Below are 12,716 nucleotides of genomic sequence, written 5' to 3' on the forward strand. Positions count from 1 at the left end.
AGAGGTTAACAGCGGGTTATTTTTAAATATTTTTTGGTATCCTGAAAGATCAGGTTATGAAAAAGCCGCTGAACATTGTCCAGCGGCTTTTTCAATATTATTTTTGACGGTCAGAATATTTATAATCTGAATCCAACTCTTAATGCAGCATAAGAAGTACCTGCATCTTCAATTCTTAAACCAGCATCAATGCGGTTATTGAATTTGTAGCCCATTCCTCCGCCAACTAAAAAGTTTGTTCCGTAACCGTTAAATCCAACGGCAGCCCCTAAATTGAAATTTAAGTAGAATTTTCTGTCTACGTAATACTTGATACCACCTTTTAATGGTAAAAACGTGTAATTTTCATACCAGTCATTCTTTGGAAATAAGGTTTCTACCCCGGTTGCTAAAGTTAATCCCAGTTTCTTTTCTGCTGGCCATTCAGCTTCTAAAATGCCTCCGATACCAACACTGTACGCTCTGCTGAACGGAATTAATAATTCTGGGGAGAGCGTTACTTTTGCTGACTGAGCATGTAATTGTGTTGTAAAACAAGTAGATGCAATTCCAATCAGTGCAATGGTGAAGTAGTTTTTAAGTTTCATGTTGTATATAAATATTTTTTTTTTGCAGTGAACAAAAATCAAACCAGTTTTGTTTAAAATATTTTTTTCTATCAGATGCCTGGATCCTTTAGGAGTAAACTGATAAAAATAGTCGTGCGGTTTTTAGCGTATTTAATAATTTATGTTGCAATAATGTGCAATTGTGTCTATATTACCAATCGTTAAGAACCTAAAAACCTGAAACTTATGTCGCCAATTATACTATTGTCCTTTATTGTCGGCTATTTTGCCTTATTGATCAGTATTTCCTATTTTACATCCAGGGGGGTAGCTGATAATTCTACTTTTTTTATAGCTAACCGGAATTCCAAATGGTACCTGGTCGCATTTGGAATGATTGGAACAGCTTTAAGCGGAGTAACTTTTATTTCTGTACCAGGTAAGGTAGGGGCGGTTACGGGGGATGCCTTTAGTTATTTTCAGTTTGTTCTGGGGAATGCAGTAGGGTTCATCATTATTGCTGCAGTATTGCTACCACTTTATTACCGTTTAAAACTAACCTCAATTTATAGTTATATCGAAGAAACATTAGGTTTCTGGAGTTATAAAACTGCTGCAGGTATATTTCTGATTAGCCGGACTATTGGTTCTGCTTTCAGGTTATACCTGGTGGTCATTGTTTTGCAAAAGTTTATCTTCGATTTTTATCATATCCCATTCGCTGTTACTGTATTTATATGTTTGCTGTTGATCTGGGCTTATACCCATAAAGGCGGGTTGAAAACAATTATCATTACAGACAGTTTACAGACTTTGTTCCTGGTATCCTCTGTGTTTTTGTCCATATTTTTTATTTGCAGGAGCCTGCACCTGAATATCTTTGAAGCTACCGAAGCGATCAAAAACAGTAGTTATTCAAAGATTTTCTTCTTCAATGATTTGTTGAGTAGTAAATTACATTTTGGCAAACAGTTTCTGGGCGGAGTATTTATTACCATTGCTATGGTCGGCCTGGATCAGGACCTGATGCAAAAGAACCTCAGCTGTAAAAATATTAAGGAGGCTCAGAAAAACATGTTCAGTTTTGTCTCCGTATTTGTTTTGATCAATATCTTTTTTTTATGTGTAGGCGCTTTGTTATATATTTACGCAACACGTAATGGAATAACAGTCACCAGGACCGATTATTTATATCCGACCATTGCACTCAACTATCTTGGGCTGGTACCGGCTATTGTGTTTATGCTGGGTTTAACCGCTGCAACATTTGCAACAACAGATTCCGCGTTAACGGCTTTAACTACCTCGTTCTGCATTGATTTCCTGAATTTCAATAAGAGTGAAAACCTGAATAGCAAAAAGATGATTCTGGCCAGAAATTACGTCCATATCTTTTTTTCGGGATTAATGTGCCTGACAATTATAGTCTTTAATGCTATTAACAATGAAGCCGTTGTCAATGCAATTTTTAAAGTAGCCTCTTATACCTACGGCCCGCTGCTGGGTTTATATTCATTTGGTCTTTTGATGAAAAGGCGAAAGGTTAATGACAGGTTAGTCCCCTTTATCTGCGTCCTTTCGCCTCTGATCTGCTATTTTGTAAGTGTCAATTCTCAAAAAATACTATCCGGTTATATTTTTGATAATGAACTGATCATCGTTAACGGGCTCATTACATTTCTGCTTTTATTAAGCACAAGCAAAAAGAGTTCTGATGATTATGAAATTGCTAAGGCTTAGCAGAACGGATGGCTTCAATTGCTAGGCGAACTCTGCCATATTTGTTTAATAAATCCGTAGCCGTTTTTTCATCAGTTCCCGTTTCTTTCATAATCATATCTATGCCCCGGTGATACAATTTGTTGTTGGTTAATTGCATGTCGACCATTTTATTACCTTCCACTTTTCCCAGCGAGATCATTACTGAGGTAGTCAGCATATTCAGTACCAGTTTTTGAGCAGTACCCGCTTTCATACGGGTAGAGCCAGTCAGGAATTCTGGTCCGACCACTACAGCCACCGGAAATTTCGCTTCTTCAGCAATCGGGCTATGCGCATTACACACGATACATCCTGTCATTATACCAGCTGTATTTGCCGCTTTTAACCCACCTAAAACATAAGGTGTAATCCCGGATGCTGCAATGCCAACTACGACATCATGGTCGTTTATTTGATGGGCAAGTAAATCCTTCCAGGCCTGCTCCGAATCATCCTCTGCATTTTCGACAGCTTTGCGTATGGCGGTGTCCCCACCAGCAATGATACCGATGACCAGCTCATGTGGTACACCAAATGTCGGTGGACATTCAGAAGCATCCAGTATACCTAAACGTCCACTGGTGCCTGCGCCGATGTAAAACAGACGTCCGCCGAGACGTAACTGAGCAGTAATAACTGTCGCTAATGCTTCTATCTGACCAAGACTTTTTCTGACAGCTTTTGGAACCGTCTGATCTTCCTGATTGATATTATCCAGTATATCATGAAGCGGGAGCTGATGTAGATTAGTATAGGCAGAGTCTTTTTCTGTAGTTAATTCCATTTTCAATTGATAGATGATGATTAGTTTTTATTTAAAATAGCCTTATAAAATAAGTCGAGCACACCGGCCCGGATATTCACTTTCGGAGGGCCGTAGGTCTTATTGTCGTCAGGATATACCCGATTTGTTAAACAGATATATACCAGATGATATACCGGATCTACCCATACGTAGGTTCCTGTATAACCGCTGTGACCAAAGGCCTGCTGCGAAGGATATTGGTCATTTGCCTGTTTATCATTTACCCGGTCAAAACCCAGGCCCCGCCACGAAGTCTCAGATTGACGGGAAGTAAACAAATCTACAGTGGTTTTATCGTAATATTGGCGGCCACCATATGAACCTTTATTCAGCAGCATCTGGTAAAATATAGCCAGATCATTTGCATTGGCAAACAAACCTGCATGACCTTCAACTCCGCCGGCCATTGCTGCTCCCGGGTCATTCACATAACCCTGAACCAGCATGTTTCTAAACCAGTTGTCATTCTCAGTGGTGGGTACAATTCTCGATTGATTAAACCTGCCTCTGGGCAAAAAACCTGCGGTCTGCATGCCCAGAGGCAGATAAAACTCATTCAGTACATAATCATTCAGTTTCTGATGTGTAACTTCTTCTGCTACTTCTTTCATCATATACATACTGATATCACTATAAACGAACTTACCCCTTGTCCCTCCTGTTGATTTTAAAGTAGCCGGCCACATCACCTCATTAAAATAATTCGCCCGCAGAAAATAATGATCCGCAACTTTGGTTGGGTACGCAGCAGAAGAGTCTTTATTTAGATCCGCCGGTTTAAGCTTTTCATAAAATTTGATATAGGGGGTGAAGCCAGCCTCATGTAGTAAAGCTTCTTTGATCCTGACATCCTTTTTATCACCGATAGTCCTCAGCATGGCTACATATTGACTGATTGGTGTATTCAGGTTAATCAGTTTCTGATCATATAATTGCATGATTGCAGGGACAGTAGCTGTAACCTTAGTCACTGAAGCTAGATCAAAAATATCATCCGTTCTGGTTGGCTCGTTTCCTTTATAAGTATGTTTCCCATAAGCTTTATTAAAAATAACCTGACCATCTTTAGCCAGCAAGACCACCACTGCCGGGGCCGAATGACTGGCTATTCCCGCATTTACCAGTGAATCTACTTTTTTCAGGAAATTACTATTGAGCGATACCCTTTCAGGAATAGCATATCCTAAACGGATTTTTGCTGAAGGATATCCAGAATTTGCGGAGAAGGCCTTGCTGTAATTGACTGCTAAATGATTACTGGCAGCAACTCCACCAAAAACCAGCTGTGCTGCTACCGAGGCACTTTCCTGGTTTTGAGTTTCAGACCAGATCACCGGCGATTTTATTTTGTCCAGAAATGCCAGGTTTTTACCTTCACCAACCAGGACTATGATAACCCTGTTTTCCCTTTCCAGATCCAATATGAAACGCTCCAGAACAGGATTAAAATGTGTTTCTGCTGATAGTTCAAGGATAACCGCATTAAAGACCTTAAGCCGGTCATGTAATTCATTAAAACCTTGCTGATGCAGGATTGTATCAGCATTAAAACCGATAACCGCACTGTATTTATTAGCTATACTGTCAAAGACAGCGGCGTCTTTAAAATTAAAATGAACACTGGCAGTTTTCAGGGTTTTGATATCGGTCAGAGGCACCATGCCAGAAGCATTGTTTAGTAAGACTATATTTTTTTCTGCCTCTTTGAGTTTATCTGCTGTTTTAAGATTTTCAGCATGGTTTTGCGCATAGGCAGCATGGATGCTAAAGACAAACAGAATACTGAGTATTTTTTTCATTCTTATGGAGATAAGGGGAGCTGCTTAAGCTCCCCATTAAGATAGAAATTATATAGCCGGATCGTTAGGAGTGTTTGGATTATTAATCCTTTCCTGGTCTGGATAAGGGTAAAATATCCTGTTCCGTTCTGTGGTATTGGCAGGAGGCGCAGGGCGATTAAAACGCCTGGTATCTTCCCATTTTAACCCACTTAAATAAAGCTCAGCACAGCGTTGCTTATAAACTTCCAGTAATAAGGCATCTGTTGTTACCGCGCCGCTGTAAGCTGGCAGGCCTGCGTTCACGCCGAATGGATCTCCACTGGTTTGCGTACGTACCGCATTAATTAAAGTCAGTGCATCATTTAATGAACCTCCCAGACGTAAAATAGCTTCTGCTTTGATCAATTTGATTTCGTCCGGTAAATAAACAGGGATAGCTGTAGTTTGGCTGGATGAAAAACCAGCAAGTGTAGTGATCGGATCAGCGTTGTACACTGCGTTCGGTGTAGTGAAGTAAAAATTATAACGCTGATCACCAGCTTCATATAGGCCTGCAGGTAATCCGAAATTGTCCCGAGGGCGATAAGATTTGGTAATCCCGAAGATCGTATAAAGTGGGTTCGGACTTAGCGTTGTGTAAGTGAACTTTGAGGTTTTGTTGGGATCTACCAGGTTGGCATTGTCTATTGCTTTCTGATAGTTTCCGGCGATCAGACTGATCCGGGCCTGATAAGCATACAATGTGTTTTTCAAGTCAAAATCTGTCCCCGAAACCAGAGAGATGAAAGATGTTGATGAAGGCGTTGCATTCAGCGTTCCAATGGCAAGGTCAAGTAATCTGATGGCTTCGGTAAAAGCCTGTGCGCGGGGAACAAAAGTTACTGGTGCATTGGCATCCGAGTTCAGGTTGACCTGTTCAAAAGCCATCGCCAGTTCGGCCAGGCTCGTAGCTTTAAATAGATAAGCCTGTGCCATGATCCCGCTTAATAAACCTGGTTCCAGTGTGCTGATTGCCGGCGCACTTTTAATTACGCTTTCGCACATACCCATTTCACGTTGCATGGCAGACCAGTAGGCCAGTACATTTGCATTGGCTGTCGGTAGTGAGGTTCCGCCTGTTTCAAGTTCTGTTGTACTGGTAAAGGTGGCGATCCCTTTGACTTCTCTGCTGGTGACAGAGGGCATAAGTAATGTATTACTCAAACCTGTAGTAGAGTAAAACTGACGCAGACCAATGCTCAGGGCGATGATCCCGTCGCGGGTAGTTAATGCATCTTTATCTGTGGCGCTGTTGGGATTGATCTGATCCAGCTTACAGGAGGAAGTGATCAGGGTGAAAACGACCACTAAATATTTATAATTTATTCTTCTTTTCATGACGTTAAGATTGAAAGGTTATAGTGTATAGTTAAGTCCTAAAGCAATTGTTCTCGGTATCGGAACTTCTGCAAAGTCAAAACCACGTACAGCTGTGCTTTGACCAGCTGCATTAGTTTCAGGGTCATAACCACTGTATTTATCGATAGAGAACAGATTTCTACCTGACAGGCTGATACGCAGCGGTTTATTCTTTAAAAACTTGAGTCTCAGATCGTAGGTCGCAGATAACTCTCTTAGTTTTACATAAGAACCATCTTCTATCCAGTTTTCCATAATAGGGTAGAGTGCTGCGGACGTTCCTTTAGGTACTTCCCCTTTCAGCTCAGCTTCATAACCAGCTAATCCGCCATATAAATCCCTGTCTCCAACCCTTTTAGTGAAATTGAATACTTTGCCGCCGATAGAGGCATCCCATTGCATTCTGAATGACCAGCTTTTACCAATAGAGAATTCATTGGTAAATGAACCTGTCCATTTTGGATTCGGATCACCAATGACCTTACTCAATGCTGCTCCGGTAGGTTGTCCGCTAGCATCACGTCCTGCTTTTTCAGTTTGTGGTAAACCTCCCGGAGTTAAAAGAAGTGATCCATCCGGATTACGGGCAAAATAAGTCGCATAGAAGGCACCTAAAGCATAGCCATTCACTGCTGCTACCTGGCCAAAACCTCCAGGGAAAGTCACTACACCACCAGGAATATTAAAGACCTTGTTTTTGTTTTTCGAAAAGATGATGACAGAAGTCCATTTGAAATTGGAGGTTTGAATAGGATTACCCCTTATCAATAATTCAATCCCTTTATTGGTCATATCTCCAATGTTTTGGTATTGAGTAAGATAACCGCTTGAAGGTCTTAAGGTAACCGGTAATAAAAGATCTTTTACAGCTTTGTTATAGTAAGAAACTTCAAAACCCAGACGGTCATTCAGGAAAGAGGCATCCATACCAATTTCTTTTTCTGTCTGACGTTCAGGTTTTACATCGGCATTGCCCAGTTGTGATGGAGCAATGATGCCTGGGAGTCCAGCCAGAGAAACAGAACTGTAATTACTAAAGCGGTCATAGGCTCCGATAGCAGTTAAGTTACCAGACTGACCATAAGATGCTCTTAGCTTAAGCGTTGGGATAATATTAGCCAGTGAAGAATTCTTCCAGAAGTTTTCTTCCGAAAGCAAATAACTGGCACTTAACTTAGGATAGTATTGCCATCTGTTATTGACCCCAAAAGAAGAAGATACATCATTTCTGATTGCCCCGGTCAGGTACAGCCGATTCTTGAAGCCTAAAGTTTCCTGCAAATAAAAGCCCAGGATATTGAGGGTAGAACGGCTCTCTATCGAGTTAACAGTCGCACCACTGGAAGCAACCTGACTTACGGGGCTGAGTTGCGTACCGGTGATGGAAGAAGAATTAATCCTTTCGGTCTGGGCAGTTGCACCCGCACCTGTTGAAGACTCTAACCACGGACTTAACTGTGCTTTATAGGCAACGTTTAAGTCATTATTCAGTAACAGGTCCAGTCTGTCTGCCCTTCTTGAATAACCCGTATTATAGGTTGGCGTCGTATTGTTAACCGGAATGAAACCATTGGCCAGTTGTGTAGAGTTGTCATAACCTAAAGTATAGTTAATCGTCAGGTTCTTGGCCGGAGTCATATTCACCTGGAAATCACCAATAAAACGGCTTGTCTTTTGCGTAAAATTAAACCTGTTGATCGCTTCCAAAGGATTTGTTCGTAATAAAATATTGGAAGGTGCAACAGAAGGATAAACCCCTGTTACCGGGTCAGGTGCAGGATTAATGAAGTTATTGGCAAAAGCGAAACCAGTTAAAGCACCATAAGCCTCATTGATTCCTCCATTTGGGATTTCACGGCTGCCACTCAGTACATAATTCATACCCAGACTTACTTTAATCCAGTTATTAAAGCGCTGATCGATTCTTAAACGACCGCCGCCTCTTTGAAAATCTGTATTTTTAACAATACCCTGATTGGTTAAGAATGAACCACTCATATAATACTGTGTATTGTCGCTGCCTCCGGAAACTGAGATATTGTTTTCAGAGCCAATCGCATTTTGGAAGATCATGCTTTGCAGGTCATACCGTTGTACAGGAACCTGAGTCAGATCGGTTACATTGGTGTTTGCGAAACGGGCAGGGTAGGTATTGTAAGCTAGTTTTTTGCGGATTGAATTGTCACGGAACTGCGTTGAGATAGTTACTTCTGGTGCACCTGATTTCCCTTTTTTGGTGAAAATCTGCACGACACCATTACTGGCTCTTGAGCCATAGATAGCTGAAGCGGCGGCACCCTTAATAATCTCAATCCGGTCTATATCCGAAGGATTGATATCTACCATCCTGTTTTGAGAATAGCCTCCCAGGTCGATCAGCTGATCCGAACTGTTGTTGACAATTACCCCGTCAATAATATACAGAGGATCACTTGAACCTGCGATAGTACTATTTCCGCGGAGCCTTACACTGATACCACCAGCCGGGTTACCAGAATTCTGAGAAATCTGCGCACCAGATACTTTACCTGCTAATGCCTGATCGACCGAAGTTGCTGCGCCTTTTTGCAGATCTTTACCTGATACCGTAGATATCGCATTACCCAGTTGTTTTTTACTTGTTGCAACTGCAGTACCAGTTACAACAACCTCGTTCAGACCGAGAGCATCTTCTGATAAACTGGTGTTTAAAGTAACCTCAGTCTGGTTTAAGGTCACTGTTTTGGTGAAAGGTTTATAACCGGTAAAAGTAATGGTAACTGTATAGGTGCCATCCTTAACGACCGGATTAAGCACATAAGCACCATTTAAATTGGTAGCTGTTGCTGCGTTGGTTGTGCCCACCAGCCTGATTACTGCCCCGGGTATAGGTTGTTTATCACGGGCATCCAGCACAACGCCTTTAATGGTTTGTTTATGGCTTTGTGCCCATGCAGATTGCCAACAACACGACAGGGTGAGTATCATGAACAGATACAGCCTGTTTTTAAACATTAGTAACATTTTTTTCATACATCGAGTTTTAAATGAATTATTGGTGGTTAGATTTGTTTGCTATTTAATAGGGGAAACTGACTTTTCCCATGGATACTGAGGGTACATTTTTTAGTGTACCAAAATTTGTTTTTCCTCCCGTCAGGGCTTCGTTAGCCAGCAGGGCAAATAAAACAGCTTCTTTTGCATCCGGATATATACCTAGTGTTTCAGTTGACCGGAGCTCAATTCCGAGTCTTTCTTCAAGGTGTCTGACCAATACAGGATTATACATACCGCCTCCGCTTAAATAGATCTGATAGGGTTTCTGATTGCTGATACATTTAGTAATTGCGTGAATAATACCCTGTGCAGAGAATAAGGCCAGGGTTGCCATTACATCCTGATCGCTGATATCTGGTTGTCCTGATTTGCTGATAGCATTTAGTAGATAGGCCATGCTAAAAAGTTCCGGACCAGTAGTTTTTGGGAATGGAGCGTCGAAAAATGGATGATCCAGCAATGCCTTAAGAAGAGCTTCGTTAACAGTTCCTGCCGAAGAGATCTCTGCATTTTTATCATAGTACCTGCCTGGGAATTTCAATTGTACGTATTGGTCCATGAGGGTGTTTCCCGGTCCGACATCCGTCGAGAAACAACCGCCTTGCTGGCCAGCCGGAAGAAAAGTAAAATTGGCTATACCACCTATATTGAGCATAATCCTGTTTTCGACAGGATCTGAGAAGATCAGGTAATCGCCATACAATGCTAAAGGGGCACCTTCTCCGCCTGCGGCAATGTGTTTCTGGCGGAAATCACTTAATGTTATAATCCCTGTTTTGACAGCAAGATGATCTGCATCGCCTATTTGTAATGTTGCATTAGGATATCCGGCTACACTGTGTAAATGTTTGGGGGCATGAAAAATAGTTTGACCGTGACTGGCGATAATATCGACATCAGTGGCTTCAATTTTCCAGTCCCGGAGACATTGGAGAATTAGTTCTCCATAATAGGTTCCTATAAAAGCATTTAATAATGTGATCCGTTCGAGATCGGCAGTTTTTTTAGCGAAAACAAATTTTAACTCTTCCTTGAAATCAGAGGTGTATTGCATGGTCACAAAATGCCGCAATTTGATTTTTGTATCTGTGCCGCTGCCGCTAAATTCACAGAGTGCAATATCCAGTCCGTCAAAAGAGGTTCCGGACATTAATCCGATAATGGTTTTAGCTGATTTACTTGAGATTTGGTAAAGGTTTTGTATGTTTTGGTTCATAGATTAATTTTGCAGTTAACTAATTGATAAATCCGCAAGAAAACGCATTTGTAACTAACTCATTTTCTGGTTGATAATATGTAATTATACAAATAATCTTTCATGTAAAGAATTTTTATGCGTTATTTTATTTGTTTTACGCATAAAACCGCAAACTATAATTTGATGAAATACTTATCGGACCTAAATTGAGTTTTAGCCGGGATAGGTTACGGGTTCGGGAAAAAGGAGGGAAAGAATAAGAAATGATCAGATCAGTTTGATCCTTTTATCATATTTCTTAAGCAGCTCGTCATTTGGGTCCAGATCAGTAATCATGTATTTAATATCATCCAAAGGGCAAACCTTCATTTTTTGAGTTGATTCAAGTTTTTCTGCAATACTTAAGATAGCAGTTTCCGTCGCAGATTTGATCATTGCTTTTTTCACCTGCACGACTTCCCAGTCTGAATCTGTAATCCCGCTTTTGACTGATACGCTATTCGTACCCAGAAGGCATAAGTCAACCTGGATTTCTGAAAGCTGATGAATCACCTGTGAACCGATCAGGATCTGCGAATCAGGAGAGAGTTTTCCGGCAATAATATGGACGTCCAGATCCGGTTTTTCGGCAAGTTCAAGGGCCAGTAGCGGGCTGATTGTGAAAAATGTACAGTGCAGTCCATCCGGGATCATTCTGGCTAGTTCTGTCATTGTAGTACCCCCGCCAACCAGTACAATCATGCCGTCTTCAATCAGCTCAAGTGCTTTCCTGGCGATTTCTTTTTTTGCATCTTTTTTATAGACTTCCCGTTCTGCAAATGGGTAATGGAAAGATTTTGAAATAGCGCCTCCATGTACTTTTATAATCTGTCCGCTTTCTGTAAGCTCATTAAGGTCTCTTCTGACTGTATCTTCTGATACATCCAGCTGAACACTCAGATCTGCAGACAGTACTTTGTTATGGATGTTTATTTGACTAATGATGTAATTTAAGCGTTCTTCTTTAAGCATAATCAGTTTATAATCCAGATAGAAATCACAAATTAACTTATAATTACGCATTAAACAATAGTACCACGTTTAAATATTGGATTTCGTCAATAATGCATCGATGCTCCATTTATAGTGCTGTACTGTGGCCAGCAAAAATGAACCAGCACTTACAGTAAATACAGAATAGGCCAGGGGTTTGATTATACCAAATGAGATAGCCATCGAAAGGGCAAAAAGTAAGGCCAGTAAGCCACTGCCAAAAGCCGCAAGCCTGGTTTTGAAACCCAGAATCAGTAATATTCCAAAGACTATTTCAGCGGCCGTAGCCAGGATAGCAAAAATGTTTGCCAGGCTATAAGGTAAAAAGGACATGACTGATGAAGCGTATTCCATAAAGTGTTTCCAGTCACCCCAGGAGACGCCATTAGCCCCATTACTTCCCCAGACACCGAGTCGGTCAAGGCCAAACACCAGATAACCGGTACCAATAGCTAAACGAAGATAAAGTTGAAAAAGGTTAGTTGATTTTATCATTGGATTAAAATTTAAACAAAGCTACTTTTTGTGCCATAGTATATGTAGACCAGTTCGAAAATAAAGGTAGTCCAATTAAATCTGCTAACCATAATAAGCATTTATCTGAATACATTTGCAGTATGAGCCAAACGAATGCAGTTATTGTGCCTGACGAGGTAGTCATGAGTAAGATCTACATGGTCAGAGATCAAAAAGTAATGCTGGATTTTGAGCTGGCAGAGTTGTATGGAGTTGAAACCAAAGTGTTAAAACAGGCTGTAAGACGTAATATAAACCGATTTCCAGAAGACTTCATGTTTGAAATGAACAAAGAAGAGCTTGATGGTTTGAGGTCACAAATTGTGACCTCAAATGAAAGACGTGGTGGAACGCGCTATATGCCCTTTTGCTTTACTGAACAGGGCGTAACTATGTTGTCCTGTGTGTTAAACAGCGAAAGAGCTATCCGGGTCAATATCCAGATCATTCGTATCTACACTCGTATACGTGAAATGCTGATGGCGCATAAAGATGTCTTCATCAGGGTAGAGCAGGTTGAAAAACAGTTAATGAAACATGATCAGAAAATTGAGTTGTTGTTTGCTTATCTGAGTAAATTCATTGAAAAGGAAGAACAGCCAAGAACAGAAATTGGTTTTAAACGAAAAGGTAAATAATTC

10 protein-coding genes are annotated in these 12,716 nt (G+C 40.9%); 2 read left to right on the plus strand and 8 right to left on the minus strand.

The features are described from left to right. Positions 1 to 119: 119 nt before the first annotated feature. Positions 120 to 587 (minus strand): hypothetical protein, encoded by a 468-nt coding sequence (locus tag HDF25_RS06370; protein WP_184623899.1) that lies wholly within the window; start codon positions 585 to 587, stop codon positions 120 to 122. Between the two features lie 207 nt (positions 588 to 794). On the opposite strand from HDF25_RS06370, the gene HDF25_RS06375 reads away from it, so the two are divergent. Beyond that, on the plus strand, positions 795 to 2,288 hold the full coding sequence (locus HDF25_RS06375) for a sodium:solute symporter (RefSeq protein WP_184623900.1): 1,494 nt from the start codon (positions 795 to 797) through the stop codon (positions 2,286 to 2,288). On the opposite strand, the gene murQ is transcribed toward HDF25_RS06375, so the two are convergent. From murQ to HDF25_RS06410, 7 genes are all read right to left on the minus strand, one after another. Next, positions 2,278 to 3,093: an N-acetylmuramic acid 6-phosphate etherase gene (gene murQ / locus HDF25_RS06380; RefSeq protein ID WP_184623901.1), complete on the minus strand. Its 816-nt coding sequence runs from the start codon at positions 3,091 to 3,093 to the stop codon at positions 2,278 to 2,280. The genes HDF25_RS06375 and murQ overlap by 11 nt on opposite strands. A gap of 20 nt (positions 3,094 to 3,113) precedes the next feature. Then, positions 3,114 to 4,913 (minus strand): serine hydrolase domain-containing protein, encoded by a 1,800-nt coding sequence (locus tag HDF25_RS06385; protein ID WP_184623902.1) that lies wholly within the window; start codon positions 4,911 to 4,913, stop codon positions 3,114 to 3,116. 48 nt (positions 4,914 to 4,961) lie between these two features. Further along, the gene (locus HDF25_RS06390) at positions 4,962 to 6,272 is read right to left on the minus strand and encodes a RagB/SusD family nutrient uptake outer membrane protein (protein ID WP_184623903.1); all 1,311 of its coding nucleotides are present in this window, start codon (positions 6,270 to 6,272) and stop codon (positions 4,962 to 4,964) included. A gap of 18 nt (positions 6,273 to 6,290) precedes the next feature. Beyond that, the gene (locus HDF25_RS06395; RefSeq protein ID WP_184623904.1) at positions 6,291 to 9,305 is read right to left on the minus strand and encodes a SusC/RagA family TonB-linked outer membrane protein; all 3,015 of its coding nucleotides are present in this window, start codon (positions 9,303 to 9,305) and stop codon (positions 6,291 to 6,293) included. A 46-nt stretch (positions 9,306 to 9,351) separates the two neighbouring features. Then, the gene (locus HDF25_RS06400) at positions 9,352 to 10,545 is read right to left on the minus strand and encodes an anhydro-N-acetylmuramic acid kinase (protein WP_184623905.1); all 1,194 of its coding nucleotides are present in this window, start codon (positions 10,543 to 10,545) and stop codon (positions 9,352 to 9,354) included. Positions 10,546 to 10,794: 249 nt separating this feature from the next. Next, entirely contained in the window at positions 10,795 to 11,538 is a 744-nt protein-coding gene (locus tag HDF25_RS06405) for a DeoR/GlpR family DNA-binding transcription regulator (RefSeq protein ID WP_184624140.1), read from the minus strand. A 69-nt stretch (positions 11,539 to 11,607) separates the two neighbouring features. Beyond that, the gene (locus tag HDF25_RS06410) at positions 11,608 to 12,054 is read right to left on the minus strand and encodes a DoxX family protein (RefSeq protein WP_184623906.1); all 447 of its coding nucleotides are present in this window, start codon (positions 12,052 to 12,054) and stop codon (positions 11,608 to 11,610) included. Between the two features lie 122 nt (positions 12,055 to 12,176). Between HDF25_RS06410 and HDF25_RS06415 the strand changes: the two genes are divergently transcribed. Then, complete coding sequence (locus tag HDF25_RS06415) at positions 12,177 to 12,713, plus strand: ORF6N domain-containing protein (RefSeq protein ID WP_260409330.1); 537 nt, start codon at positions 12,177 to 12,179, stop codon at positions 12,711 to 12,713. The last annotated feature ends 3 nt before the right edge of the window (positions 12,714 to 12,716 follow it).

This window comes from Pedobacter cryoconitis, assembly GCF_014207135.1.
Lineage (GTDB): Bacteria > Bacteroidota > Bacteroidia > Sphingobacteriales > Sphingobacteriaceae > Pedobacter > Pedobacter cryoconitis_D.